Annotated in this window: 25 protein-coding genes; 12 read left to right on the top strand and 13 right to left on the bottom strand. The window is 67.4% G+C overall.

Annotated elements, in window-relative coordinates; all coding sequences use genetic code 11:
- Nucleotides 1–291: 291 nt before the first annotated feature.
- Nucleotides 292–1,914, top strand: a complete 1,623-nt coding sequence (locus AC5RVB_RS14165) for an AMP-binding protein (protein WP_494142972.1) — start codon at nucleotides 292–294, stop codon at nucleotides 1,912–1,914.
- A 45-nt stretch (nucleotides 1,915–1,959) separates the two neighbouring features.
- Nucleotides 1,960–3,084: a hypothetical protein gene (locus tag AC5RVB_RS14160; protein WP_494142971.1), complete on the top strand. Its 1,125-nt coding sequence runs from the start codon at nucleotides 1,960–1,962 to the stop codon at nucleotides 3,082–3,084.
- An 11-nt stretch (nucleotides 3,085–3,095) separates the two neighbouring features.
- Here AC5RVB_RS14160 and AC5RVB_RS14155 read toward each other — a convergent pair whose 3' ends face one another.
- Both AC5RVB_RS14155 and AC5RVB_RS14150 read right to left on the bottom strand, forming a co-directional pair.
- Nucleotides 3,096–3,347, bottom strand: a complete 252-nt coding sequence (locus AC5RVB_RS14155) for a hypothetical protein (RefSeq protein WP_494142970.1) — start codon at nucleotides 3,345–3,347, stop codon at nucleotides 3,096–3,098.
- 287 nt (nucleotides 3,348–3,634) lie between these two features.
- A complete protein-coding gene (locus AC5RVB_RS14150; protein ID WP_494142969.1) occupies nucleotides 3,635–4,411 on the bottom strand; it encodes a potassium channel family protein in 777 nt (258 codons plus the stop codon).
- Nucleotides 4,412–4,491: 80 nt separating this feature from the next.
- Between AC5RVB_RS14150 and AC5RVB_RS14145 the strand changes: the two genes are divergently transcribed.
- Complete coding sequence (locus tag AC5RVB_RS14145) at nucleotides 4,492–5,583, top strand: PLP-dependent cysteine synthase family protein (RefSeq protein ID WP_494142968.1); 1,092 nt, start codon at nucleotides 4,492–4,494, stop codon at nucleotides 5,581–5,583.
- On the opposite strand, the gene AC5RVB_RS14140 is transcribed toward AC5RVB_RS14145, so the two are convergent.
- Nucleotides 5,580–6,074 carry a GNAT family N-acetyltransferase gene (locus AC5RVB_RS14140; RefSeq protein ID WP_494142967.1) on the bottom strand — a complete coding sequence of 165 codons (495 nt, stop codon included), beginning with the start codon at nucleotides 6,072–6,074 and terminating at the stop codon, nucleotides 5,580–5,582. The two genes, AC5RVB_RS14145 and AC5RVB_RS14140, sit on opposite strands and share 4 nt — an antisense overlap.
- Before the next feature lie 77 nt (nucleotides 6,075–6,151).
- Here AC5RVB_RS14140 and AC5RVB_RS14135 point away from each other — a divergent pair, with 77 nt between their 5' ends.
- The 5 genes from AC5RVB_RS14135 (at nucleotide 6,152) to AC5RVB_RS14115 (ending at nucleotide 12,063) form a co-directional block, all read left to right on the top strand.
- Nucleotides 6,152–7,186 (top strand): patatin-like phospholipase family protein, encoded by a 1,035-nt coding sequence (locus tag AC5RVB_RS14135; RefSeq protein WP_494142966.1) that lies wholly within the window; start codon nucleotides 6,152–6,154, stop codon nucleotides 7,184–7,186.
- Between the two features lie 79 nt (nucleotides 7,187–7,265).
- Nucleotides 7,266–7,862, top strand: a complete 597-nt coding sequence (locus AC5RVB_RS14130; RefSeq protein WP_494142965.1) for a magnesium transporter CorA family protein — start codon at nucleotides 7,266–7,268, stop codon at nucleotides 7,860–7,862.
- The gene (locus AC5RVB_RS14125) at nucleotides 7,862–8,401 is read left to right on the top strand and encodes a hypothetical protein (protein ID WP_494142964.1); all 540 of its coding nucleotides are present in this window, start codon (nucleotides 7,862–7,864) and stop codon (nucleotides 8,399–8,401) included. Before AC5RVB_RS14130 ends, AC5RVB_RS14125 begins: the two co-directional genes overlap by 1 nt.
- A 74-nt stretch (nucleotides 8,402–8,475) precedes the next feature.
- Nucleotides 8,476–8,898 (top strand): hypothetical protein, encoded by a 423-nt coding sequence (locus tag AC5RVB_RS14120; RefSeq protein WP_494142963.1) that lies wholly within the window; start codon nucleotides 8,476–8,478, stop codon nucleotides 8,896–8,898.
- 141 nt (nucleotides 8,899–9,039) lie between these two features.
- A complete protein-coding gene (locus AC5RVB_RS14115; RefSeq protein ID WP_494142962.1) occupies nucleotides 9,040–12,063 on the top strand; it encodes an alpha-mannosidase in 3,024 nt (1,007 codons plus the stop codon).
- Between the two features lie 56 nt (nucleotides 12,064–12,119).
- On the opposite strand, the gene AC5RVB_RS14110 is transcribed toward AC5RVB_RS14115, so the two are convergent.
- Nucleotides 12,120–12,596, bottom strand: coding sequence for a hypothetical protein (locus AC5RVB_RS14110; RefSeq protein ID WP_227905679.1), 477 nt, complete (start codon nucleotides 12,594–12,596; stop codon nucleotides 12,120–12,122).
- A gap of 148 nt (nucleotides 12,597–12,744) precedes the next feature.
- Nucleotides 12,745–13,578, bottom strand: a complete 834-nt coding sequence (locus tag AC5RVB_RS14105; RefSeq protein WP_494142961.1) for a DUF1684 domain-containing protein — start codon at nucleotides 13,576–13,578, stop codon at nucleotides 12,745–12,747.
- Nucleotides 13,579–13,750: 172 nt separating this feature from the next.
- Here AC5RVB_RS14105 and AC5RVB_RS14100 point away from each other — a divergent pair, with 172 nt between their 5' ends.
- Together AC5RVB_RS14100 and AC5RVB_RS14095 are read left to right on the top strand one after the other, a co-directional pair.
- A complete protein-coding gene (locus AC5RVB_RS14100; RefSeq protein WP_494142960.1) occupies nucleotides 13,751–14,416 on the top strand; it encodes a peptidyl-tRNA hydrolase in 666 nt (221 codons plus the stop codon).
- 35 nt (nucleotides 14,417–14,451) lie between these two features.
- Entirely contained in the window at nucleotides 14,452–15,708 is a 1,257-nt protein-coding gene (locus tag AC5RVB_RS14095; RefSeq protein WP_494142959.1) for an MFS transporter, read from the top strand.
- Here the strand turns inward: AC5RVB_RS14095 and AC5RVB_RS14090 are convergent.
- The 4 genes from AC5RVB_RS14090 to AC5RVB_RS14075 all read right to left on the bottom strand — a co-directional run bounded on the left by AC5RVB_RS14090 (nucleotide 15,674) and on the right by AC5RVB_RS14075 (nucleotide 19,671).
- Complete coding sequence (locus tag AC5RVB_RS14090; RefSeq protein ID WP_227929214.1) at nucleotides 15,674–16,438, bottom strand: SDR family NAD(P)-dependent oxidoreductase; 765 nt, start codon at nucleotides 16,436–16,438, stop codon at nucleotides 15,674–15,676. The genes AC5RVB_RS14095 and AC5RVB_RS14090 overlap by 35 nt on opposite strands.
- Before the next feature lie 24 nt (nucleotides 16,439–16,462).
- Nucleotides 16,463–16,933, bottom strand: coding sequence for a hypothetical protein (locus tag AC5RVB_RS14085; protein WP_494142958.1), 471 nt, complete (start codon nucleotides 16,931–16,933; stop codon nucleotides 16,463–16,465).
- A gap of 118 nt (nucleotides 16,934–17,051) precedes the next feature.
- Complete coding sequence (gene nhaA, locus AC5RVB_RS14080; protein WP_494142957.1) at nucleotides 17,052–18,878, bottom strand: Na+/H+ antiporter NhaA; 1,827 nt, start codon at nucleotides 18,876–18,878, stop codon at nucleotides 17,052–17,054.
- 7 nt (nucleotides 18,879–18,885) lie between these two features.
- Nucleotides 18,886–19,671 carry a tyrosine-protein phosphatase gene (locus AC5RVB_RS14075; RefSeq protein WP_290245707.1) on the bottom strand — a complete coding sequence of 262 codons (786 nt, stop codon included), beginning with the start codon at nucleotides 19,669–19,671 and terminating at the stop codon, nucleotides 18,886–18,888.
- Nucleotides 19,672–19,840: 169 nt separating this feature from the next.
- Between AC5RVB_RS14075 and scpC the strand changes: the two genes are divergently transcribed.
- Nucleotides 19,841–21,367 (top strand): succinyl-CoA:acetate CoA-transferase ScpC, encoded by a 1,527-nt coding sequence (gene scpC / locus AC5RVB_RS14070; protein ID WP_227905696.1) that lies wholly within the window; start codon nucleotides 19,841–19,843, stop codon nucleotides 21,365–21,367.
- Between the two features lie 18 nt (nucleotides 21,368–21,385).
- Here the strand turns inward: scpC and AC5RVB_RS14065 are convergent, their stop codons facing one another.
- The 3 genes from AC5RVB_RS14065 to AC5RVB_RS14055 are packed head-to-tail and all read right to left on the bottom strand — an operon-like array spanning nucleotide 21,386 to nucleotide 22,984.
- Nucleotides 21,386–21,769 carry an RNA-binding S4 domain-containing protein gene (locus AC5RVB_RS14065; protein WP_227905698.1) on the bottom strand — a complete coding sequence of 128 codons (384 nt, stop codon included), beginning with the start codon at nucleotides 21,767–21,769 and terminating at the stop codon, nucleotides 21,386–21,388.
- A gap of 13 nt (nucleotides 21,770–21,782) precedes the next feature.
- Nucleotides 21,783–22,691 (bottom strand): HNH endonuclease, encoded by a 909-nt coding sequence (locus tag AC5RVB_RS14060; protein ID WP_494142956.1) that lies wholly within the window; start codon nucleotides 22,689–22,691, stop codon nucleotides 21,783–21,785.
- Between the two features lie 2 nt (nucleotides 22,692–22,693).
- Nucleotides 22,694–22,984: a DUF1540 domain-containing protein gene (locus AC5RVB_RS14055; RefSeq protein ID WP_227905704.1), complete on the bottom strand. Its 291-nt coding sequence runs from the start codon at nucleotides 22,982–22,984 to the stop codon at nucleotides 22,694–22,696.
- 188 nt (nucleotides 22,985–23,172) lie between these two features.
- On the opposite strand from AC5RVB_RS14055, the gene zapE reads away from it, so the two are divergent.
- On the top strand, nucleotides 23,173–24,243 hold the full coding sequence (gene zapE / locus AC5RVB_RS14050; RefSeq protein ID WP_494142955.1) for a cell division protein ZapE: 1,071 nt from the start codon (nucleotides 23,173–23,175) through the stop codon (nucleotides 24,241–24,243).
- On the opposite strand, the gene AC5RVB_RS14045 is transcribed toward zapE, so the two are convergent.
- Nucleotides 24,240–24,586 (bottom strand): hypothetical protein (locus AC5RVB_RS14045; protein ID WP_494142954.1); only part of this gene is annotated, 347 nt, incomplete at its 5' end. The genes zapE and AC5RVB_RS14045 overlap by 4 nt on opposite strands.

Here is a 24,586-nt window from a genome sequence, read left to right as displayed (position 1 = left end):
TAGGGCTGGCCGGCCGACCGGAATGCCGGGCGGCGGGTGCCGGTAAGCCCCGGTGGGGGCGGGCACTGCGTTTTAACGATATCGGCGTTGGAGGGGTTCGGCATCCGCCGCCTGCACCAACCCCGTGTGCCTCCGCCGGAGGATTTGCCTGGCCGGAAACCGGTCCCTATCCTTTGCCCGGCAGGCAGCGCAAATCCCGCCGTCTATGTTTCCCGGCACTACGGACCGGATGTGATCCGCACCTCATTTCCCCTGTAGCGTGGAAGGCCCGTTACACCTCAAAGGAGAGACATGACCGGTCTGGATACCGCTTTGACCCCGCTTCGCTTCCTGGAACGTGCTGCCTCGGTACATCCGGACAAGCCGGCCGTGATCGACGGCGAGCGGCGGCTGACGTACCGGGAATTCGCTGCGGCGGTCACCCGGGCTGCCCATGCACTGCGTGCCTCCGGCCTGACCGAGGGGGCCCGCGCCGCGTTCCTCGGGACCAACTCGGCGGAGCTGCTTATTGCCCACTACGCGGTGCCGCTGGCCGGCGGCGTCCTGGTGCCCCTGAACACCCGGCTGTCCCCGCCGGAAGTGGCGTATATCTGCAACCACTCCGGGGCCACCCTGCTCTTCGGCGATCCCGATCTGCTCCGCGGACTGGGTTCCCTGGCCGCTCCGGAACTGGAAACCGTCACCGAAGTCATCGCGGTGCCCCTGCAGGACGGCAGCGAGGACAGTGTGGAGGGCACGACGTCGTACGCCGCGTTTGCGGCACGCGGCACCGACACGCCGCTGCCGTGGGAGGTCGAGGACGAAAACACGGTGATCAGCCTGAACTACACCTCCGGCACCACCGGCCGGCCCAAGGGCGTGATGTACACGCACCGCGGCGCCTACCTGAACTCACTCGGCGAGGTGCACCACCAGGGCTTCGACGCGGACACCACCTACCTGTGGACGCTGCCGATGTTCCACTGCAACGGCTGGTGCACCACGTGGGCGCTGACCGCCGCCTCCGGCACACACGTCTGCCTGCGCGCCGTCCGGGGCCCGGAAATCTGGCGGCTGATCGACACCCACGGCATCGACCACCTGGCCGGAGCCCCCACCGTGCTGTCCGCCATCGCCACCGCGGAGGAAGCACACGTGCTGGAGCATCCCCTGACCATCGTCACGGCCGGCGCCCCGCCCAGCCCCACCGTCATCAACAAGATCCACCAGCTGCAGGCAACCGTGGTGCATGTGTACGGGCTCACCGAATCCTACGGACCATATGCTGTCTGCGAGCCGCAGGCGGCGTGGGCGGACCTGGACGCCGACGCACTGGCGAAGAAGATGGCACGGCAGGGCGTGGGAATGCTGACCTCCGAGCGGCTGCGCGTGGTCAAGGACGCAACCGGTGCCGACGGCGAGCTGGCGGACGTGGCGGGCGACGGCGTCGAAATGGGCGAGATAGTTATGCGCGGCAACTGCGTGATGGCCGGCTACTACCGGGACGAGGCCGGAACGGCCGACGCTTTCCGCGGCGGCTGGTTCCACACCGGCGACCTGGGCGTGATGCATCCGGACGGCTACGTGCAGCTGCTGGACCGTTCCAAGGACGTGGTGGTCTCCGGCGGCGAGAACATTTCCACCATCGAGGTGGAGCAGGCACTGGCCAGCCACCCCGCCGTCGCCGACGTCGCCGTGATCGGCGTGCCGGACGAGCGCTGGGGTGAGCGGCCCAAGGCGTTTGTGGTGCTCACCCCCGGCACCGAGGTCACCGGCGAGGACCTGCTGGCCCACGTGAAATCCCAGATTGCCAGTTATAAGGCACCGCGGTCGGTGGAGTTCATTCTGGAGCTGCCCAAAACCTCGACCGGGAAGATCCGCAAGAACGAGCTGCGCTCGCAGGAATGGGAGGGCCTGGAAGCCCGGATCAACTGATACCCCGGCCTTGCCGGAGGCGACCGTGCGTTCTAGCTTGTAGCCATGCAGCCTCCTTCCGAACGCACGGTCACCGCCCCGGGGAACACCCCGTTGGCACAGGCCCGTACCGGCGGGCCTTCCGGCGGCCCCGAAGACGGTGCCTCCGGGAGGCGCTTCGACGGGGAGACGGATCACCTGCGGATCTGGCGGTCGGAGGACTTCCGGGAGCAAGCACTCCACTGGATCGGGGTCCAGCTCGCCGGCGGGCACACTCCCGTCCCTGTCCACGGCCCGCTGAGCCTGCACCGGGTCCGCTTCTGGTCCGCGGTCTTCACAGTGGAGACCGGACGCGGGCGCCTGTGGTTCAAGGCGGCCAACCCCGGACAGGCATTCGAAGCGGCACTGCTGCAGGAACTGGCCAGACTGGTGCCCGGGCACGTCATCTCCCCGGTGGCGGTGGACACCGTCCGCGGCTGGCTGCTGCTACCCGACGGCGGAACCGTCCTTGCAGGGCAGGGGGAAACCACCGCAGCTCAGTGGCGGGGCCTGCTGGAGCAGACCGCCCGGATGCAGGCAGACCTGGCACCACACGGGGAGGAACTCCAACTGGCCGGGTTGCCGGTGCTGCGCGCGGACCAGGCGGAGCACTACGCCGCCGGGATGATCGAGGACCTTGCCATGCTGCCGGCATCCCACCCCCAGCATCTCTCTGCGGCGCAGGCCTGCCTGCTGGAGGCCGGCCTGAGCTCCGCCGCGGGTGCCTTCAGGGCATTGGACGAATCCGGGAATCCCCACTCACTGCAGCCCAACGACGTCACTTTGCGAAACGCCTTCCGCGCCCGCAACGGTGCCGGCCTGCGGCTGTTCGATTTCGGGGACGCCTTCTGGTCCCACCCCTTTGCCGCACTGCAGCTGCCGCTTCGGATGGCCGCCGGAAGCTGGCCGGAGCCGGCGCCGCCCGACGACGCCGTCGTCCAGCGTATGCGCAGGTCCTACCTCAGCCAATGGCCCGCGGTGGAAGGCGACCTCCGGCGTGTGCTGGAGGGAGCTGACCGGCCGGCAAGCCTACACGGCTGCGAATCCTGGCGGCGGCTGCTGGCCAGCACTCATCCGGAGGCACTGGGCACCCGGACCCCGCGGCTGGCCGACTGGCTGGCGGACGCGCTCCGGCCCGCCAGCCAGTCCTGAGGAAGCAAGCCCTACCAGCGCACCTTGCGCTCGCGGGGACCCTGCCTGCCGGTTGACTGGGTGGGTTTATGCCCCTTGCCCAGACTCTGCCAGCCAGGCAATGCCGACTCGGCGGCACCTCCGGCTGCCGGCAGGGCCTGACCCGCGTCGTGGAGGCGCGCCTCCGCCGACGGGGCCAGATGGATTTCCAGTCCCGGTGCCGGCTGCCGGACGGGTTGGACGGTTGGTTCGCTGCCTAACAGTTTCTTCTTGGGTGCACGCATGGCTTCACTCCTGTAACTGGCGCTGCCGACGCCGGCACGGGCCCTTCCGGGCAGGCCGCTATCACGGGCCATAAACGGGAAATTGCAGACGGAAGGACTCGGAGGCCGTGCCTCAACAAGCGGTGGATGGTTGTCTGCGAAGGTTCGAGAGGGCGCGTGCGCTCGCTACTCGAAAATCAGGATCTCCATGCCCGGAACCCTAGCACCGGGGCGCTCCTGCGGATAGCCCTTTTCTGAAAGCGGGAAAGCTGCGGGACTCCGGCAAACCGACGTTGTAGCGGAGCGGATCAGGGTTCTTGTGAGTGGGAAGCCGGCAACGTGGGAACGGGCGGTTTGGTGCCTTGCCCGGGGAAAGCCGAAAGCTCGGCCCGGAGTTGCTGGACCTGCATCCTCAGCTGTTGCAGCTCGTCTATAACGTTCGCATCGGACAGAGAAACCTCTTCGCTGGTTTCAGCGGCAACCGACTCGACCATCCAAGAGGCAACCGATGCAGTCACAACACTCAAGACGGCGATGCCTCCGATCATTAGCCCGGCCGCAACGAGACGCCCCACTGTCGTAGTGGGGTAATGGTCTCCGTATCCGACGGTGGTGATGGTGGTCAGGGCCCACCAAACTGCATCTCCGATATCACTGATGTTTGCGCCGTCAGCATTCTTCTCTGCATCAAGTACTGCGAGAGCGCCCGTATAAGCGAGCAATACCGCCGAACCAATAACATAAAAAGCGATCCGGCCGCGCAGGGCGGTCCCCGCGACACGGTTAATGGCGCGCACCAGGGTAATCAAACGCAGTAGACGCAGCGGACGCAGGAACGGCAAAACCAACATGGCCAGTTCATGAAGGTTGCGAATGAACCACTTGAACCGGTCTTCAGCGAAGACCAGACTTACCACATAATCCACGAGAAAAACTGCCCAAAGAGCCCATATGGCGCGATCAAGTATGTTCCTTAGGGCAGGCGAGGGGTCGGCAATAACTTGAATTGAATAAATAGCCAGAAAAGCCACGGCAGCCGCTGCCATCGGCCATTGGGTGCGCCTGCGCCAAAGTTCCAGAGTCATTTGTAGATGGTATGCATCGGGTGGTCCGGTACGGGAACTGCCACACACCGGTACGGACGCCGGGCACGTAGGCTGGACGGGTGATTACCCCTATTGCCCGGGACCGCAGCTGGTCCGAGGCCGCCATCCGCCGGATCGAAGCCGAAGCGGCCCGTTCCGCGGACACCCACCTGTTCCAGATCCCGGTGCCGGCAGGCTGGGCGGTCAAGGTCTATCTCAAGGACGAGTCCACCCACCGCACCGGCAGCCTCAAGCACCGCTTGGCCCGGTCCCTGTTCCTGTTTGGGCTGGTCAACGGGTGGATCACCGAGGGCACCACCGTGGTGGAAGCCTCCAGCGGATCCACTGCAGTCTCGGAGGCGTATTTCGCGCAGCTGCTGGGCCTGCCGTTTATCGCCGTGATGACCCGGACCACCAGCGCCGAAAAAGTAGCCCTGATCCAGCAGCACGGCGGCACCTGCCACTTCGTGGATGACCCGTCCGAGGTGTACGCCGCAGCGGAGGACATCGCCCGGCGGACCGGCGGCCACTACATGGACCAGTTCACCTACGCGGAGCGGGCCACGGACTGGCGCGGGAACAACAACATTGCCGAATCGATCTTCAACCAGATGTCCCTGGAAGAGCACCCGCTGCCGGAATGGATAGTCGTGGGCGCCGGCACCGGCGGAACCAGTGCGACCCTGGGACGCTATATCCGCTATCACCGCCATCCCACCCGGCTGGCAGTTGTGGACCCGGAGAACTCCGCGTTCCTTCCCGCCTGGCGGAACCCGGCGGCCCCCGCCGCCGGCGGGCCGTCCCGGATCGAGGGCATCGGCCGGCCCCGGCCGGAGCCGAGCTTCATCCCCGCCGTGATCGACCATATGATCCAGGTTCCGGATTCCGCGTCCGTGGCCGCGGCCCAACACCTGCGGCGGACCGCCGGGCTGCATGCCGGCCCGTCCACGGGAACCAATCTTTGGGGTGTCTGGCAGCTTGCCGCGGCCATGGAGGCCGAGGGCCGGGCTGGCAGCATCGTCTCGCTGATGTGCGACTCCGGTGACCGGTATGCCGCCTCATACGGCGACGGCGCCTGGCTGGCTGCCCGCGGCCTGGATCCCGCTCCGGCCACCGCCGTCCTGGAGGAACTGTTCAGGACGGGGCGGTGGCCCGCGGGAAACCCGGTCTAAGGCGCCTGTGCCAGGAAACGCTTGAACCCGATGTGCGATGCCTCGAAGCCCAGGCGTGTGTAGAAACGGTGGGCGGAGTCCCGGCGCTTGTTGGAGGTGAGTTGGGCCAGGCCGGCACCGTTGCGCCGGCCTTCGCCGACGGCCCAGTCCATCAGTGCCGTGCCCAGGCCGCGCGAGCGAAGATCCGCACGGATGTGGACAGCTTCGATCTGCAGCCGGGTGGTTCCGCCGGCGGCCAGGCAGGGGATCAGCGTCAGCTGCAGGGTGCCGGCGAACCGGCCGTCTGCATCCTCAACCGCGGCCAAAAAATGGGCGGGATCAGCGGCTATAGCGTCGTAGGCCTGCAGATAGGGTTCCAAACGGTGCTCGCCGGTCCCGGCCGGTCCAAGGCCGTCTGCCGCCAGCAGTTCCACTATCTGCGGCACGTCAGCCCGTACCGCCGGGCGCACCGTGAATGCCCCGTTGAGCAATGAGGTCTCCCTGATGTCCATGCCCGCAGTCTTGCACACCGGCATCCGCCAAACGGGCCCGTTCCATTGACCCGGCCAGCCGGAGCCGGGCAGGGTTAATGGACCACCGGACCCGCGCCGTACGCCGTCAGGAGCCGTTTATGCTTCGCATCCTCTCCATTGATGGCGGCGGCATTCGCGGCATCATCCCCCTGACCTGGCTGATGGCGCTGGAAGAGCAGACCGGCCAGCGCACAGCGGAACTGTTCGATCTGGTGGTGGGAACCTCAGCCGGCGGCATGGCGGCCCTGGCGCTGGTTTCCCCGCAGCACAACGGGCACGGCTACAGTGCCGAGGAGGTGCGCCGGTTGAACCTGGACAGTGCCTCGCAGGTTTTTCCCCGGTCCCCCGGACACCCCGCGCATGCCGCTGCCCCTGTCGGGGCACCAAGGTATTCCGCGGAGCCGCTGAAGCATTACCTGGACGAGGCACTGGGCGATCTTCCGCTTTCCGCTGCGGTCCGCCCGGTGGCGGTGACCACCTGCGACCTGGCGCATACCGAGGCGCTGCACTTCGCCGGTGGCGGCCTGGAACCCTCCGTCCTGGGGGATGCACCGATGGCGCTGGCAGCACAGGCGACGGCGTCGCTGCCCCGGTATTTCCCGGCCGTACCGTTTACGGACACCGAGGGCACCGCCAGGCAGCTGGTGGACGGCGGGCTGGCCGCCGATGATCCGGCGTTGCTGGGATACTCCCTCGGCACGGTACTGCCTGAGGCGGTGGACGGGGTACTGATGGTCTCGCTGGGGACCGGAACCAGTGCCGGAAACCGGAACGCGGGGCTGCGGCTGGGAGCTGAACAAACCCAGCAGACGCCGGAACTGCAGGTATTGGAGAAGGACCTCTCCATGGTGCTCAGCGGCCCCGGGCAGGTGGCACGCGATTGCCTTGAGCTCATCCTGGGAGACAGGTACGTGCGGATCCAGACGGAGCTGTTGCCGGACGCGAGCCACGATTCGGATAATGCAGATGAAGAGAACCTGCAGCGGCTGATCGCCACGGCAGAACGCATGGTCCGTGACACCGCTGCGAACCTGGACCGGCTGGCCCGGCTGCTTCCGCAGGGGCCGGGACCTTGGCTGGCAGGGGAATGAGGGGAAGAATGGCGGGAAAGCGTTTTTGTGCCGTTCCGGACGGTCCGGGCTTCCCTGCCGGGCATAAACCGGGACCATCATGGAGGTAGCTGTGGGCAGGAACCTCAAGCGAATCCGCCGAATTGCGCAGGCGCAGTTCGGTCATCCCGGCACGGGAGACAATTTCACCCAGACGTGTGCCCGGCTTGATGCAGCCATTTCCGCCACCGCCGCCAGCCAGAGCATGCTCAGGAACCAGACCCGGGCGGCCTGGGAAGTGCTGCGGCATTACAGTGCCGTTACCCGCTCCTATGAAACACGGCTGCGGTGCCTGGAAGAGGTCATCGCCGAAGAACGGCTCGACGCCGGGGAAACCGTCAGCCTTGCCCAAACCGCGCGCCGGATGCACGATCTTGCGGCCCGCATCGAAGCCACGGCACGCCAGCACTTTGACGTTGTCCGTGCCAAGGAATCCCGTGTGGAGGATTTGATGCACAAACTGACAAGTTCCAAATCCCAGCTAAAACTGGCCCAGACAGCCCAGAGCCATCGAAACCGTCTGCGCACCCTGGAAACCGCCGCTGGGCAGGACCAGATAATCCATAGCAGGGATGTCTACGACCATGAGCTCAGGGCGGCGTCCCGGCTCGCCCGCGAAGCCGAAGCGCTCGCCGGGCTGAAAGGCGGCTGGTCCTGATGTCGGCACAGATCAACCCGGTACTTATTGCCCTTCCCCTGAGTCCCCGGCGGACCCACTCGGTTCGAACGCTGGTTGGGCTGAGCATGGCAGCGGTGCTCTTCCTTTTCCTGGGCGGCGGCGACCTCGTGACCGTCCTCATCGGGATGGGATTCGCCGTCCACCCGGTGCAGGCCGCGGTGGACCGGCTGGTCCGCTGGCCGCGCCAGGACCGGACGGATGCCCAGGCCCTCACCGGGGTGGTCCGGGAATACTTTTACAACGCCCCGGAAGTGGACGCCAGGAGTGTCCGTGATCTGGTGCGGAAACGGCAGCTGCAGGTGAACGACGACGGCGGCGGGCAGCTGCGCATCGGCCTCACCGGGCGGCGGCACGCCACCGCATCAGGCAGCCGTCCCGAGGCCCGGCTGTCCTACAAGTGTGGCGACGTAGGCCTGACGGATTTCGACCGTCTGCTGCAGAACGCGGAGCGGGACCCGCATGTGCGCCGCGCCACCACCCGGATGCGCCGTCCGGACACGGGCACAGCCGCCGCGTGACCCCGGTGCCCTGCGGACACTGATGTGATGCACGCCCGGCAACGGACGGGCTCCGGGGCTGGGATCATGGAGGTATGCGAAAACTCAGCCTTCAGGAAGCCACCCGCCTTGCCGAACAGACCGCCGGGGTAGCCGAAGGCCACATCCCCTACGGCTCCGGGCTGGGAGCCCCAGCCTCCTTCACTCTGGCCTGGCTGCTGCAGGAAGCCGGAGTGGAGGAGATCCGCGTTGCCAGCGGAAGTTCAGGTATGGGGGATCACTTCTGGGTGGAAACGGACCAATGGCGGATCGATCCGACGCTGCGCCAGTTCGCCCATCTGAACGGCCGCCCGCTGGTGGAGCCGGTGTTCGAGCCGGGAGGATTCCCGGCCGATAAGTACCATGCCATTCCCCGTTCCCGCCAGGAAGCTGTCCGCGAGGTGTCCTACGGATTCCGCAATGCGGCAGAAACCGAACAGTTTGTCCGCGAAATGGAGGCGGCAATCCGCCTGCAGTGACGGGCCGTCGTCGCACACCCGTAGAGCTATCCGCGGCCGTGTACTAGCCTCGGGCAGACCGGCAGGCACACGGCTCGGGCTGCGTCCTGCCGCAGCCTCGGGGTCCTCTCGCGCCGAGCGGGAATGAAAGGGCGTACCGCGATGCATAACAACCGCGAACTGGTGGAAGCCCGGATCAGCAGGTTCCTCCGTGACCGCCTCACCGGGAGCGCCTGGCGGGACCGGCGTCCGGCGGACCTCACCGCCCTGGACCTGCCCGGTGAACCCGAGCCCTTCGAGGTGGCCGCGGCCGGGCAGTTCACGCCGTTCAGCACCGGCACCCCCTGGGGCGCCCCGTGGGGCACCACCTGGTTCCATGTTTCCGGCACGGTGCCGGCGGACTGGGAGCTGAAGGACGGGGACCGCCCGGAGCTGCTCCTGGATCTGGGCTTCAGCGACGGCGGCCCGGGATTCGGGGCCGAGGCACTGGTCTACCGGCCGGATGGCAGCATCGTAAAAGCCGTGGAACCGCGGAACCTGCACATTCCTCTGCCGCGGGAACCCGGGATGCCCTTCGGGTTTTATGTCGAAGCGGCATCAAATCCCAACGTGGCAGCGGGATTCAGCTTCGCGCCGACACCGCTGGGGGACCGGACGACGGCGGGGACCGCGCCGCTCTACATCTTCCGTTCCGCTGACGTGGCCGTGCTGGACGCCGGTGTGTGGAACCTGGCCCGGGACTTTTGGACGCTGAACGGGCTGATGCATGAACTGCCGATGGACCTGCCCCGGCGGCACGAAATCCTGCGGGCGATGGAACGGGCCGTGACCGCTGTGGACCCCGCCGATGTTTCCGGAACAGCTGCTGCCGGGCGGCAGCAGCTGGCACGGGTCCTGTCTCTTCCTGCCTACGCCAGCGCACATCGGGTACACGCCGTCGGGCACGCGCACATAGACTCCGCCTGGCTGTGGCCGGTACGTGAAACGGTCCGGAAAGTGGCGCGCACGTTCGCCAACGTCCTGCAGCTGATGGACACAGACCCGGAGTTCGTTTTCACGGCATCCTCGGCGCAGCAGTATGCCTGGCTGCAGGAGTACTACCCGGACCTGTTCGCCCGCGTGGCGGCGCGGGTGCGGGAGGGACGGTTTGTGCCCACCGGCGGTATGTGGGTTGAGTCGGACACCAATATGCCAGGCGGGGAGTCCCTGGCCCGCCAGTTCGTGGCGGGCAAGCGGTTCTTCATCGAGGAGTTCGGGGTGGACCCGGAGGTGGTATGGCTGCCGGACTCCTTCGGCTACTCGGCGGCCCTGCCGCAGATTGCCCGGGCAGCGGGATCGCGCTGGTTCCTGACACAGAAGATCTCCTGGAATGAAACAAACACGATGCCGCATTCCACCTTCCTCTGGGAAGGCATCGACGGCACGCGGCTGTTCACCCATTTCCCGCCTGTGGACACCTACAACTCCGAATTGTCCGGGCGCGAACTCGCCCTGGCGCAGCGTCAGTTTGCCGAAAGAGGTTTCGCCAACACCTCCCTGATTCCCTTCGGCTGGGGCGACGGCGGGGGCGGTCCCACCCGGGAAATGCTTGCCGCCGCGTACCGCACGCAGTCCTTGGAGGGATCGCCGTCGGTCCGGCTGTCCAGCCCGGAAAGGTTCTTTGCCGCGGCCGAAGAGGAACTGGGTGATCCGCCGGTCTGGTCCGGGGAGCTCTACCTGGAATTCCACCGCGGCACTTACACCAGCCAGGCCAACACGAAGAAGGGCAACCGGCAAAGCGAGTCACTGCTGCGCGAGGCCGAAGTGTGGTGCACCGCCGCCGCTGTCGGTGCCGGTGCCGAGTACCCCTACCGGGAACTTGAAGAGGCCTGGCGGACAGTGCTGCTGCAGCAGTTCCACGACATCCTGCCGGGTACTTCGATTGCCTGGGTGCACCGGGAAGCGGAGCGGAACTATGCCCGGGTAGGCCGGCAGCTGACGGAACTGATCGGCATCGCGGCCCGGGCCCTGCTGGGGTCCGGCAGCCGTACTGCGGTTCTGAACGCCGGACCCTATCCCGTGCAGGGTGTGCCGGCATCCGGTGCCGGACCTGTCCCGGACCCGGGACCGTGGCGGTGGGAACCGTCCGGGGACGGCTGGAGCATCAGCAGCGGCAGGCTGGGGCTGCAGGTCAGTGCAGAGGGCCTGTTTACCTCCCTTGTGGAGTCCGGCTCCGGGCGGGAGGTTTTCCCGCCGGGACGCCCGGGCAACCTGCTCCAGCTTTTCCGGGACACCCCCAACCAGTGGGACGCCTGGGATCTGGATGCCCATTACCGGTTCAGCGGCACCGACCTGATGCAACCGGATGCCATGGGGTCCGAGGACGGCGGACGGGTGCTGAGGATCGAGCGGAGCTTCGGTCATTCACGGATCACGGAGCGGGTGGCGCTGAGCCCTGACGGATCGGCGGTGGACCTGGACCTTGAGGTGGACTGGCATGAGCGGCAGAAACTGCTCAAGCTCGCCTTCCCGCTGGACGTCCATGCTGACCGGGTGGCGTCGGAAATCCAGTTTGGGCACATCTTCCGGCCAACGCATGCAAACACGTCCTGGGACGCGGCACGGTTTGAAACCGTGGCGCACCGGTGGATTCACGTGGGGGAGCCCGGCTTCGGTGTTGCGGTGGCCAATGATTCGACGTACGGGCATGACACCTTCCGGGAGGTGGCGAACGGGAGGAGCTGCACCGTCCTGCGGCTTTCGCTGCTGCGCGCGCCGCTGTTCCCGGATCCGGACGCCGATCAGGGAGTACACCGGTTCCGGTATTCGCTGCGGCCGGCAGCGGAGATTCCCGACGCCGTGGCGGAGGGCTACCGGCTCAATCTTCCGCTGCGCACCGTCACCGGCATAGCTGCGGCGGATCTGCCGCCGCTGCTTACTACGGATAATCCTGCAGTGGTGGTGGAGACAGTGAAGCTGGCGGAGGACCGCAGCGGAGATGTGGTGGTCCGTCTCTACGAGGCGCACGGCAGCCGGGCGGAAGCGCGGTTGCGGACGGGATTCGAGTACGTGGCCGCCTGGGCTGCCGATCTGCTGGAGCGTCCGGTGGAGTCGGAGGTGCTCTCCGGTGCAGCGTCGCGGGACTCCGACGCGGTGCTGCGGCTGCGGCCCTTTGAACTGGTCACCCTGCGATTCCGCCGGCACTGACGGAGTGCCGCGCCGGCCCGTCGGGGGAGCTGAGACCACAGCGGGCCCGGTGCCGGCTACTTTGCGATGTTCTCTTCCGCCACGCTCAGCAGCTGCTCCTCGTTGGTGCGCACGTCCACCGGGCGTTTGCCGGAGAGTTGCCGGTTGGGCGTGAAGAACCACAGCGCAATCTGTTCATCCGGCCAACCCGCGTAGCGACCCATCCGGATCACGTCCTTGACGGCGGGGATGACCCGGGCGCTCGCCGAATCGAACTGAAACCCTGGATACAGGAAGTGTTCGCCACGCTTTACGGCGAGAACACGTCCCTTCCCGGTCAGCTGCCTTGCCATGGCATTGGGCCCGCCTCCGAACCCCAGCCGCTGCGCTATCTCGGCCACGGTGAAAAGTCCGCCTTCGCGCTCCATAACCTGCCACTGCTTCTCAGCTTCACGATCGGCGGCCGGGTTTTTGCCGGCACCGCGTTTCGCCGCCGGTGCAGTGCCCGGCACCGCCTTCTCGGAGCTGTGCCGCTGGGGTTGACGATCGTTCATGGCGGCAACGCTACCGCCGCTGTCCGGCCAGCGGCAGGGGAAGGGACAACATTGGTCCGGTAACCGCCCAGAGGCATGTCCCGGGCCGGCTACAGGCGGGCCCCGGGCAGCAGCGGCCGGGCAGATCCCAGACGGCACCCGGCCGCTTTCAGGCAGCGTCCGGGCGCTTTTCCCCTGCCTCCACGCCGGCGGGGATCCGGTTGCCCTCGACCGGCATGGGACAGGTGCCGAACTCGGTAAACGCGCTGGGATAGTTCACGGCCCGGTTGAAATCGAGGACCAGCGGACCGGCTGCCGCCCCGCCGTTGGGTGCCGGGAAGGTCAGGCTGCGCCACCCGGCCGTGGCAGCGCCGTTGGTCTCGTCATGGAAGGTCAGGTTGAGCCTGCCCGGTCCGGCCGCGCTGACCTGCAGGCGAAGCTCCGCCGCAGCTCCCGGCAGGGAAAACACCACTTCACCCACTGATCGCTGGGTTCCCGGGACCTGCGGATGGGCGGTGTGAATGGCCACGTCCACGGGCCGGGGGTAGGGCTCGAAGCGACCGGGGAGAACCCACTCGGGGGCATAGTCATAGACAGGCACTGAGCTGAAGGAAACTGCCACCGGTGATTCCGCATCCCGCGGGCGCACAGCGTAACGTCCGCCGCGCCTCGCCAGTTCCACAACCACGCGGTGGCCGTCCGTCCCGCCGTACCGGACCCACAGCAGCGACTCCTCATCGTCCAGGGATGCGGTGAACAGTCCGTCCACCGGACGCCCGGTCTCCACAAACGCCAGCCCGTCCCCGGGACGGGCGGCCAGGGCCGCTTGGTCACCGGTTGCGGACCACAATCCCGGCAGCGTGCCCAGGTGGTCAGGGGAGTCCGGCAGCCAATGGAAGCCGGTGAGGCTCAGCCAGCCGTGGTCCTGCTTCAGGTCTGCTTCGCGCCGCTGCCGGAACACCTCCCAATCCCGCCGTGCCGTTGCTGCTTCTGTCTGGTCCACGAATCCTCCTCCGCCCTGCCGGTGCCGTTCTGTCCCAGCATGACCGATCACCCTGGCGCCGGTCATCTTTGGAGCGGCGGGCTGTTTCCTGCGGACTGTTCCCGGCGGGCAAAACCCGGTGGCTCCGGCCGGCGGGGATCAGGAGCTGCCCCGTGCATGGAAAACTGGAAGGATGCAGCCGTTCGACAAAGTTCAGCCCATTGTTCTGCTCGTGGATAAGTCCGAGCCTGCCGCCCACCGCGATGCCGTAGCGGCAGCCGCCGTGGCCAGTGTGCGGTCCTATGCGGCAACCCAGGACAGCCAGGCGTGGGAGAACTGGCTGTACGGACGGTTCACCAAGACCGTCCGCCGGGCTAATCCCAGTACCTTCGAGCGCCTGGCAGCCGAGGCGCCCTCGGGCCCAGTGTCCGTGGGACGGGCACAGGCCATTGCCTTCGAGCCGGTGACCTACGGGGAGATGCCGAAAAAGCTGGCCAAACTGCAGGTCTCCGGCACCCAGCTGCCCGATGAGCCGCCGGCACCTCAGCCGGATACTGTGCCCTGCGTCATCCTGAACCTGGATCTGGAGATGTCCACCGGCAAGGCGGCGGCACAGGCAGCCCATGCCCTGCTGTCCTGGTACCTGGCGCTGCCCCTCCCCGAGCAGCTCGCGTGGGAACACGCCGGCTGGCCGGCTGCGGTCCAATTCATCCCCGGCGCCCGGTTCACGGAGCTGGCGGCAGGGCCTGGGGCAGGGCCGTTGATTGTTGATGCGGGGATGACCGAAATAGCACCGGACACCGCCACGGCCTTTGTCGCCCGGGCGGACGCAGGTTCGGCGGCAGCCTCGACCGCCTGACGGACTGCCGCCGGGGTCCGTGATAGAAAGAGCCGATGAGCGAGACCCAGCGGACACCGGCAAAAAACACCGGACGTGGGCGTCCGCTCCCGTTCTGGATGGTGCTCCTCGCGGTGATCCTGGTGGCAGTGAACCTGCGGCCCGGGGCGTCCTCAGTGGGTCCGGTGCTGGCCGAACTGCAGGCCGCGCTGGGATTGGACGCCACGGCTGCCGGTGTTTTGACCGCACTGCCCGGGCTGACGTTCGCGGCCGTGGGCGCCTTCGCCGTTGCCCTCTCGCGCAGGACCGGAATCAACGGTGCCGTGGTCCTCGCCCTCGGCGTGGTGGCGGCGGGGCTGCTGGTGCGCGCCGTCGTCGGAACAGCGGTGCTGTTTATGCTGCTGACGGTGCTGGCCTTTGCCGGCATGGCCATCGGCAACATCCTGGTTCCCGCCTTCATCAAACGCCACGGCGGCAGGCGGCTTCCCCTCCTGAACTCCGTCTATGGCACCAGCCTGGCGCTGGGTGCCACCCTTCCACTGCTGTTCGGCGGCGTGCTGGCGGGTACGGGCCCTCAGGGCTGGCGGCTGAGCCTCGGGATCTGGGGCGCCGTGGCCCTGCTGGCCTTTATTCCGTGGGTTTTCCTGATGTGGCGGGCCGGACGGGATCCGGTGGCCACTGCCCGCAGGACGCGGACGGGGGCCAAAATGCGCTCCTCACGCATCGCCGTCGCCCTCAGCATTTTCTTCGGCGTGCAGTCAATGCATGCCTACGTCCAGTTCGGCTGGGCAGCCCAGATCTACCGGGACGCCGGACTCGGGCAGGGCCAGGCCGCGCTGATGGCAGCCATCATTGCCGGCTTGGGCATTCCCGGCGGGCTGCTTATGCCTGTCCTGGTGGCACGCTCACCGCGGCTGCGGTCCTACATTGTTGGACTCGGCATCTGTATGGTTGCCGGCTACTCCGGGCTGCTGCTGGCGCCGGACACCCTGCCCTGGCTCTGGGCCGTGTGCCTGGGAGTTGGCGGTTTCGCCTTCCCGACGGCGCTGGCGCTGATCACCGCCCGGTCCCGGGAGCCGCAGGTTACCGCACGGCTTTCCGGCTTCATCCAGCCGGTGGGCTATCTGCTGGCGGCCATGGGTCCCTTCGCCATCGGTGCCCTCCACTACATTTCCGGCAGCTGGACGCTGCCGCTGGCGCTGCTGATCGCCTCGGCGGCGGTGATGGTTGGCGCGGGAATCATCGCGGCCGCTCCCGGGTACGTTGACGACGAACTGGCTAGCGGAGGTACGAAGCCCCGTTCACGTCAATGATGGTGCCGCTCACCCACTCCGGGGCGTCGCCGGCCAGCCACAGGACCGCGGCAGCGACCTCTTCGGGTTCGGCCACGCGGTTGAACGGACTCTGTGCACGGATGGCGACGCCGCTCTCTCCTTCCAGTGCCGGGCGGCCCATCCGGGTGTCCACGAAGCCGGGGGCAACGGCGGTGGAGACTATTCCGTGCGGCGCCAGCGCCACGGCCAGTGACTGGGTGAGGGCATGCAGGCCGGCTTTGCTGGCTGCGTAGGCCGGTGTCTCGGCTTCGCCGCGGAACGCGCCGCGGGAGCCAACATTCACAATCCGGCCGCGGCCGCCCCCGCCGTCCTGCGGGCGGTTGATCAGGTGGTCCGCCATCAGCCAGCTCAGGTTCGCGGGAGCAAACAGGTTGAGGTTCATGGTCTGCTGCCACACATCCTGCCAGTTGGCGTAGGAGGTGCCCGGCACGGGATGGGGCCGGTAGGTTCCGGCGTTGTTCACGAGCACATCCAGCCCGCCCAACCGGTCAGCAGCCTCCCGGAAGACCCGTGCGCATTCGGCCGCAGTGGAGAGATCCCCGATGACGACGGTGTGGCCGCTGCCGGGCAGGGAAGCTGCCACCTTGCCCGCCGCCTCGGCGTCATGACCGGCGTGGACCGCCACGCGGTGACCGGCTCCCGCAAGTGCGGCTGCAATGGCTGAACCGATGCCCCGGCCGGCGCCGGTGACCAGACTGTGTGTACTCATGCACGCGAGCGTACCGGGCCGGGTCTAACCACAGGTATATGTGACGCCGTCCACGAAATGCTCACCCGGGCCCAGGTCATTGCAGACCTCAACCAGGTGCGCGATCACGGTAAAGAAGAAGATCCCGAAAATGATCGTTCCGAGGATGGACAGGATCGAGAGCACAATACCGATGACCGCGGGGATGTTTCCCATGTTGGCCCGGCGGGATTTACGCAGGCCCAGGATGCTCACGATCAGGCCCGCAATGCTGGCCACGGGGAAAAATGCCAGCACCAGGCCCACAACGCCCAGCACCATTCCCGGATTCTGCGGGGGCTGTCCGTAGGGCTGGGCGGGATAGCCCGGGTAGCCGGGCTGCTGGCCGGGGTAACCCGGTTCCCGGCCGGCGGTCTGCCCGGGATATTCCCCGGGCGGAAGGGGTGGGGGCTGCTGCGCAGGTGTGCCCCGCCCCTCGGGATCCTGCCCGCCGCCGTTCTCCTGATACTGGCTCACTGGTGCCGCCCTTCCCTACCCTTGTTCCGGTTGCCTATTCCGGTTGCCGGGCCCAGAGTAGCGCCGCGCCGGCCCGGTGGCCCGGGTAACCGGTGGCGGATACTGCCGGCGGGCAGGTTCAGGCTTCCTGTGGCCGGTCAGCTTCCAGCAGCCGGATGAGGGTGGCGGAGTCATAGGGACCGTGGTGCCGCCGGTTGCCGATGAAAAAGGTGGGCGTGCCGTGCAGGTCCATGGACTCGGCGTCCAGGGCATCATCCAACACCCGGTTACGGATGTCTGCTGAGCGCAGGTCCGCTTCGAACCGGTCCGGATCCAGCCCCAGGGTCTCTGCCGCCGTGAGCAGATCTTCAGGGTCCAGCTGCTCCTGATGTTCGAAAAGGTAGGCGCTGTAGGGAAAGAACTGTCCCTGCCGATGTGCCGCTTCGGCCGCCTCAGCGGCGGCAACCGCGTGCGGGTGCACCCGCGTCAGTGGCAAATGCCGCCAGACGTAGCGCAGCTCGGAGCCAAAGTGGCGGCGCACCTCGGAGATGGCGCCTGTGGCCCGGCTGCAGAACGGGCACTCGTAGTCACCGTATTCCACCAGGGTCAGCGGTGCGTCCGGGTTGCCGGCAACATGGTCCCGGGAGGCATCAACGGGTCTGGCCAGGACCTGTCCGGGAGGAACAGCGGGGCTCCGTTCCACAATCCTGAAGATGAGGGTACCCGCGGCGAATGCCAGCACCGATGCGGCCAGGACACCCACGCGTGCTTCGTTCTGCACGGCGGGGTCCGGGATGGCGAGACCGATGATGAACAGGGAAATGGTGAAGCCGATACCGGAAAGGGCAGCCCCGCCGGCAATCCGTCCCAGTGTCAGGCCGGGACCGAATTCCCCGGCGCCCAATCTGCGCAGCACCGCGGAAGCACCGAAAATGCCAAGGAATTTTCCCAGCACCAGGCCGCAGATGATGCCCCAGACCAGGGGCGAGGTCACGGCGGATGCCACCGTGGAGCGGTCAAGCCGCACACCGGCGTTGGCGAGGGCGAACAGCGGCAGGATGGCGTAATTGACGTAGGGCGTGTACGCGCCGTGCAACCGCTCGTTGATGGAAATGGACTCGCGAAGCCCGGACGCCGCCGCCCGGGCGTACCCCGAATTGGGGGACTGGCGGAAGGCCTGTGCCAGCTGCACCGCATCTTCAACCTCCCGCCGGCCCGGCTGGAAAACGGGAACCAGCAGGGCAATGCCTACACCGGCCAGGGTTGGATGCACCCCGGACGCGTAGAACGCCAGCCAGGTGAGCACCGCCAACCCTGCGTAGGCGGGACCCCGCCCGGCGGGCAGGTACCGGGCGCAGTACACCGCGGCCAGCCCGAGCAGGGCCAGCAGCAGCGGCACCCACTCCAGCCGCGCCGTATAGACCAGGGCAATGATGCTCAGTGCGGCGACATCATCCACTACCGCCAGGGTCAGCAGGAAAATCCGCAGCCGGCCGGGGAACCGGGGCCCGGCAATGGCCAGTGCCCCGAGCAGGAAGGCCGTGTCGGTGGAGATGACAACGCCCCACGCGGCGGCGTTGCCGGTGCCGGCGGTGAACAGCAGGAAAATCAGTGCCGGCACCAGCAGCCCGGCGGCAGCGGCCGCCACCGGAACCGCTGCCCGGGCACGGTTGGTCAGCTCCCCGAGGGCGAACTCCCGCCGCACCTCCAGGCCCACCACAAAAAAGAACACGGCCATCAGAGCATCATTGACCAGGTCCCGGAAGGTCAGCTCCAGGACCATGCCGCCGGCACGCAGTTCGGCGGTGGAGTGCCAGAACTCCTCATAGGAGGCGGCGAACGGTGCGTTCGCCCAGGCCACTGCCAGCACGGTGGCCAGCAGCAGCAGGGCTGCGGGCCGTTTGTCCGCGGACCCGCCGCCCGACGGTGCCGCGAGGCTGGTGGACCGGCCTGAACGGCGGGGCACCGGGATCCTAGAGCCCTGAGGGGACCGGCTGCACCAGTTTGCCGTGCAGCCGGCCGGCCAGGTCCGTGGTCAGCCCGCCCGCACGCAGCACCCCGGTGATCCCGCCGGAATGTGAGTCCAGAACGGCGAGCATGGTCCGCATTGCCGCCGGATGGGCGGCCAGCACGGGGTGGTCCAGGGGAATGTCTGCGCCGGCGCTGAGCTCGGAAAGGCCCATCCTCCGGTAAACCTCCGGCAGGCGGTCCTGGGTCCGGGAGTAGTCATCGGCAATGTCCTCGGGATCGGCGCCCAGCACGGCGAGCAGGGCGGCTGCAAACATCCCGGTCCGGTCCTTGCCGGCAGCGCAGTGGAACAGCACCGTGCCGGGGGCATCGGCCACCGCCTCCAGTCCCCGGACCAGGGCTTCCTTCCGGCCGGTAAAGATTTTGGCGTACCACTGGCCCACATGCTCGGGGGTGCGGACGGACGCAAGGAACTGTCCGGCCAGCTCCGGGGGCGCGGCCTCCGCATCGGTCAGGGGCAGCGCCAGATACCGGAGCGGATGATCCGCCGACGGGCCGCGTCCGGTGCGCTGCGCCTCCTGCGCGGAACGCAGGTCGATGATGGTGGACAGGCCCGCCTCCACCAGCTCGGCGACCTGGGCGGGCGTGGTGGTGGCGACGTCGTCCGAGCGCAGGACCAGGCCGGGGCGGATGCGTCCGCCCCGGACCGGGATACCGCCCAGATCACGCAGATTCGCCAGCGGGGCTGGAGCGGGGGCGGACGCAGAGGCTGGACGGGTTGCTTCGGACATGGGCGGGTTTTCCTTCCGGCAACGGTGGGGCGCCCGGCCGTGGCGGGGCCGTGGAACGTTTGGGACCATCTTAGGACCGCTTGGAAAAGTGTGCGCGGACACCCGAGTATGAGGCACGGCTCACAGGGAGATAGGGTGAATTGATCAAGTTCTCTGAAAGGCCCTCTCCATGCACCGTCGCATTGCCCATCCCGGACTCCAAAACCTCGTTATGTCAGCAGAGCAGGCCGCGGCCATGATCAGGCCGGGAATGACGGTGGCCATGAGCGGTTTCACCGGGGCGGGGTATCCCAAGGCCGTGCCGGGGGCGCTCGCAGCCCAGATGGAAGCGGCGCATGCCAGGGGCGAAGACTTTCAGATCAAGGTGCTGACCGGGGCCTCCACTGCGCCGGAACTGGACGGTGTCCTGGCCAAGGCCGGCGGCATGGAGCTGCGCCTGCCCTACCAGTCCGATCCCACGCTGCGGAAGCGGATTAACGACGGCGAACTCGAGTACATCGATATCCACCTCGGCCACGTGGCCCAGTACACCTGGTTCGGGTTCTACGGGCACGTGGACCTGGCCGTCATCGAGGTGGTGGGCATCAATGAGGACGGCAGCCTCATCCCCTCCTCCTCGGTGGGAAACAACAAAACCTGGATTGAGCAGGCGGACAAGATCATCCTCGAGGTCAATCTCCAGCAGCCCGAGGCCATGGACGGCATGCATGACGTCTACTACGGCACGGCACTGCCGCCGCACCGCAAGCCCATCATGCTGGTGAACCCGGATGACCGGATCGGTGAGCCGTACCTGCGCCTGGACCCGGAGAAGGTCATTGCCGTGGTGGAAACCGACGCCCCGGACCGGATGACGCCCTTTGCCGCCCCGGATGAAACCTCCCAGCAGATTGCCGGGCACCTGCTGGACTTCTTCGACAGCGAGATCAAGGCCGGACGGCTGACGGATAAGCTGCTGCCCCTGCAGTCCGGGGTAGGCAACATTGCCAACGCCGTGCTCGCCGGGCTTTCCACTGCGGGTTACACCGGACTGACGGCGTACACCGAGGTGATCCAGGACGGTATGCTGCACCTGATCCGCGACGGCGTCATCCGCGTGGCGTCAGCAACGTCCTTCTCGCTGAGCCCGGCCGGAATCGAGGAGTTCAACTCCAACATCGACTTCTACCGCGAACGGATCATCCTGCGCACCCAGGAGATTTCCAACCATCCCGAGCTGATCCGCCGGCTGGGCTGCATTGCCATGAACGGGATGATCGAAGCGGACATCTACGGCAACGTGAACTCCACCCACGTGGCCGGTACTGCCATGATGAACGGCATCGGCGGGTCCGGGGACTTTGCCCGCAACGGCTTCCTCTCCGCCTTTATGTCCCCGAGCACCGCCAAGGGCGGAAAGATTTCCGGCATTGTGCCCATGGCGGCACACGTGGACCACACCGAGCACGACACGATGCTCATCATCACCGAGCGCGGGCTCGCGGATCTGCGCGGACTTTCGCCCAAGCAGCGTGCCCGCACGATCATTGAAAAGTGCGCCCACCCGGACTTCCAGCCCCTGCTGCAGGACTACTTCGACCGCGCCAGCCGGGAGAGCTTCGGCAAGCACACCCCGCACCTGCTCGATGAATCCCTGTCCTTCCATCACCGTTTTGTGGAAACCGGCACGAGCCTGCCGGCAACGGCAGGCCTCTAGGCCAGGTGTCGCGGCGGGTCAGCTCCCGCCGCGCAGCCGGTCCAGTTCGCGGCGGTCCCGTTTGGTGGGACGGCCGGCACCGCGGTCCCGGACCGGAATTCCGAGCGCCGGAACGGCGGGGCGCGGCGGGGTATGGTCCACAAAACAGTGCGACGCCGCCTCGGCCCCCACACGCTTGCTGATCAGCTGGCGGACTTCCAGGATCCGTTCAAAGCCGGGCTGGCGCACCCTGATGGTGTCCCCGGGCTGCACGGAATGCGCCGCCTTGGCCGGGCTGCCGTTCAGCCGGACGTGGCCGGCGCGGCAGGCTGCGGTGGCAGCGGAACGGGTTTTGTAGGCGCGTATCGCCCACAGCCAGGCGTCGAGCCGTACGGTCTTGGAAGTGCTTGCTGGAATGCTCATGGAGCCTCCGAGTCTAACGAAGTCCGCGCAGCTTGGCGGCGTCCTCCAGGGACTGCTGCTGATGCGCGCTCACCACGCTTCCCGGCACCGGACCCGCTGCGGGCGGGGCGAAACCGCCCGTGTCCTGCCCGCCGGCCAGCATGCGGCGCACTTCGGCGGGTGTGTAGGGGGCGGGAACCCGGGTATGCGCCACGGCATGGCAGGTGGGGCAGAGCGGCACCAGATCGGACACCGGGTCCAGCTCATACCCGTCGGACAGATCTGCTCCGGGGAGAAGATGGTGGATCTGCAGCACGTGTTCCGCGCCCGGGCCGTAACGCTCCCGCGGCACGATTCCGCAGGCGGCGCAGGAGCCGCCGTGAAAGGCCAGGCAGACCCGGCGCGCGGCGGCGTCATGCTCATAGCGGTTCACCGGCCGGGCCGAGCGGGCCCGCGGGTCCGTGGTGCCGGGCAGGGGAGCGAGCGGATCCGTGTGGGCGAGGTCCAGTGATGCCAGATGTACCGACCACGCCCGCCGCAGCGGCGGAAGGCCCGCGGGCGGAACGGTTCCACCGGTCCTCAGCGCGCCCCAGCCGACTTCGGGTACGGCGGTCCGGAGGTCAGTAACCGGCAGGTGTTCCCCCAGCGGCAGCAGGAGGTCAAAGCGGATCTGCCCTGCCCCGGCACTGCCCGCTGCCGGGCCTACCGTCGCGTCTGCCTCACCCGGGACGAACCCATGCCCCAGCAGCCCGCCGCCGGCAGTGCTTCCGGCGGCAAACAGCCAGACCTCGTCACCCGGAGCTGCCGGTGCCGGCAGGTTCTGCGCCGGAGGGCAACGCCAGGAGAATTCTCCGGTGGCAGCCACGGCGGCGACAGCCGGCCCGTAGCCGCCCGCCCAGGCATCCGGCCTGCCGGTATCCCAGACCAGCAGGACCGAACGCACCGTTAGCGCGGCTGGTAGGTCAGGCAGTCGGCCATTTCCGCGCCCGGCCCCACCCGTACGTCATGTGCATCACACATCAGGTGATTGTTGAACGCGCACTCATTGCGCTGGCAGGCGCCCACCTGGGCCAGGACCTTTGGCAGCCCGCCGGTTGCCGAGGTATCGATGAAGGTGGAGCAACTGGCATGGTCACGTGTCCCGCCCACGGTGATCGCGTAGGCGGTGCACCCGTCGTGGTTGAAGTCGCAGTTCGAAACGGCGCAGTCCTGCACATGGGCAACATGATCGGTCATGATTCCTCCAGCGGGTATCCGGTGTGGCGGGGTATCTTTCCGTGCCTGGCTTTCGAACGTACCACCGTGGCAGCTGAATAATTAGGGCGAATTTGCTGCACCTATTTCCCGTCGGAGCCCTGGCCGGCCGGGGAGTGCATACCGGCGTCGTTTTGTTGTGCGGCGCCGGGGTTGGGTAGAACGGGAGTATGACCGCAACGCAGGCCGCACAGGTGGCCCACAGCATCCGCAGCAGAGCCGAAGCGGAGGGTCTGGTCCTGGATGATGCCCAGCTGGCGGTATTGCCGGCGCTATCCGCAGCCGCTGCCGCAGCTCTCTCCCCGGACCCGGCACCGGGTTCTGCATCGCTGTACCTGTGGGGTCCTCCCGGACGGGGTAAAACCTGGCTGCTGAACGCCCTGTATGACGGTGTTGATGTTCCGGAGAAGCGGCGCCTGCATTTCCATGATTTCTTTCGTGAACTCCATGAGCGGGTTTTCCAGGGTTACGGTGCTCCCGGCTACCGGAAGGACTCGGCCTTTGCCGCAGCCCTGGAGCAGATGCTGGGGTCGGTGCGGCTGCTGTGTTTTGATGAATTCCACGTCAACGACCCAGCGGATGCCGCATTCATCACCCGGATGCTGCGTACCGTCCTGGACCGCGGGATAGTCCTGGCAGCTACCTCAAACTACGCTCCCCAGGAGTTATTGCCGGATCCGATGTTCCACCATCTGTTTGAACCGGGCATCGCCATGATCACCGATCAGCTGCAGGTCCTGGCATTGGACGGGAACGTGGATTACCGCGACAGGCCGCGGGACGGGGCCAAGGCCGGGTTCGCCGCCGGGCACCACCTGCGCCAAGCTAACCCGGAGTCCCTCGCCTGGGCAGGACTGGTGCCGCCCGCCCACGGAGAGTCGGTGACGCTCACCCCCGGCAGCCGGGCGCTGCGGGCCCTGCGCGCTGCGTCCGGGCAGCTGTGGTTCGACTTCGAGGATCTCTGCCACGCACAGTCGGCCACCTCTGACTATCTGCAGCTCTCGCGGACCTACCCGCACTGGGTGATTTCCTCCGTGCCATCCACCGCGGGCTCGAACCCGTACGGCTGGCAGCGGTTCGGGAACGTAGTGGACGTGCTTTACGACGGCGGCTGCCGGTTGGACGTTATCGGGCTGCCGGATTATTCCGGCGTCTTTCCCGGAACGGCGCACCCCACTGACCTGGCCAGGATCAGAAGCAGGTTCGGGATGCTGCAGCGGAAGCCCACCGACGCGGACTAGGCCTCGGTCTCTGCTGTTTGGCTGGCCTCAGTGAGCTTCTGCCGGGCCTTTTCCGCAGCCCGGCGTGCCGCCCGGGCCGTACGCCGGGCGTTGTCCCGAACGCGTTCGAGCCTGCCGGATTGCCGGTCCACGGAAGCGACCTCCCGCTCCAGGGTCCGGATACGTTCGCGGAGCTCATCAATCTCATCGGTAAGGTCATCCCGCCGGGCGGCGGTTTCCTCGACGTCCCGCTGGGCCGCGTCCAGGGCGTCCTGCGCTTCCTGCTCCCCGGCCTCCGCTTCCTCGAGATGCTGCCGGGCTTTTTCCACGGCACGCTCGGCCGCGGCCCGACGCCGCCGCGCCG

It is taken from the genome of Arthrobacter sp. Y3225209, assembly GCF_059090685.1.
The sequence above is the reverse complement of the archived record's forward strand: the minus strand, read 5'-3'. Positions and strand labels throughout refer to the sequence as shown.

What these genes read in the sequence shown, in the direction of transcription:
- AC5RVB_RS14135 (WP_494142966.1), top strand. Translation starts at nt 6,152, where the DNA reads ATGGACCACCGGACCCGCGCCGTACGCCGTCAGGAGCCGTTTATGCTT.
- scpC (WP_227905696.1), top strand. Translation starts at nt 19,841, where the DNA reads ATGCACCGTCGCATTGCCCATCCCGGACTCCAAAACCTCGTTATGTCA.
- AC5RVB_RS14125 (WP_494142964.1), top strand. Translation starts at nt 7,862, where the DNA reads ATGTCGGCACAGATCAACCCGGTACTTATTGCCCTTCCCCTGAGTCCC.
- AC5RVB_RS14075 (WP_290245707.1), bottom strand. Translation starts at nt 19,671, where the DNA reads ATGTCCGAAGCAACCCGTCCAGCCTCTGCGTCCGCCCCCGCTCCAGCC.
- AC5RVB_RS14165 (WP_494142972.1), top strand. Translation starts at nt 292, where the DNA reads ATGACCGGTCTGGATACCGCTTTGACCCCGCTTCGCTTCCTGGAACGT.
- AC5RVB_RS14100 (WP_494142960.1), top strand. Translation starts at nt 13,751, where the DNA reads ATGCAGCCGTTCGACAAAGTTCAGCCCATTGTTCTGCTCGTGGATAAG.
- AC5RVB_RS14150 (WP_494142969.1), bottom strand. Translation starts at nt 4,411, where the DNA reads ATGACTCTGGAACTTTGGCGCAGGCGCACCCAATGGCCGATGGCAGCG.
- AC5RVB_RS14090 (WP_227929214.1), bottom strand. Translation starts at nt 16,438, where the DNA reads ATGAGTACACACAGTCTGGTCACCGGCGCCGGCCGGGGCATCGGTTCA.
- AC5RVB_RS14120 (WP_494142963.1), top strand. Translation starts at nt 8,476, where the DNA reads ATGCGAAAACTCAGCCTTCAGGAAGCCACCCGCCTTGCCGAACAGACC.
- AC5RVB_RS14140 (WP_494142967.1), bottom strand. Translation starts at nt 6,074, where the DNA reads ATGGACATCAGGGAGACCTCATTGCTCAACGGGGCATTCACGGTGCGC.
- AC5RVB_RS14110 (WP_227905679.1), bottom strand. Translation starts at nt 12,596, where the DNA reads ATGAACGATCGTCAACCCCAGCGGCACAGCTCCGAGAAGGCGGTGCCG.
- AC5RVB_RS14115 (WP_494142962.1), top strand. Translation starts at nt 9,040, where the DNA reads ATGCATAACAACCGCGAACTGGTGGAAGCCCGGATCAGCAGGTTCCTC.
- AC5RVB_RS14130 (WP_494142965.1), top strand. Translation starts at nt 7,266, where the DNA reads ATGGAGGTAGCTGTGGGCAGGAACCTCAAGCGAATCCGCCGAATTGCG.
- AC5RVB_RS14155 (WP_494142970.1), bottom strand. Translation starts at nt 3,347, where the DNA reads ATGCGTGCACCCAAGAAGAAACTGTTAGGCAGCGAACCAACCGTCCAA.
- AC5RVB_RS14160 (WP_494142971.1), top strand. Translation starts at nt 1,960, where the DNA reads ATGCAGCCTCCTTCCGAACGCACGGTCACCGCCCCGGGGAACACCCCG.
- zapE (WP_494142955.1), top strand. Translation starts at nt 23,173, where the DNA reads ATGACCGCAACGCAGGCCGCACAGGTGGCCCACAGCATCCGCAGCAGA.
- AC5RVB_RS14055 (WP_227905704.1), bottom strand. Translation starts at nt 22,984, where the DNA reads ATGACCGATCATGTTGCCCATGTGCAGGACTGCGCCGTTTCGAACTGC.
- AC5RVB_RS14065 (WP_227905698.1), bottom strand. Translation starts at nt 21,769, where the DNA reads ATGAGCATTCCAGCAAGCACTTCCAAGACCGTACGGCTCGACGCCTGG.
- AC5RVB_RS14095 (WP_494142959.1), top strand. Translation starts at nt 14,452, where the DNA reads ATGAGCGAGACCCAGCGGACACCGGCAAAAAACACCGGACGTGGGCGT.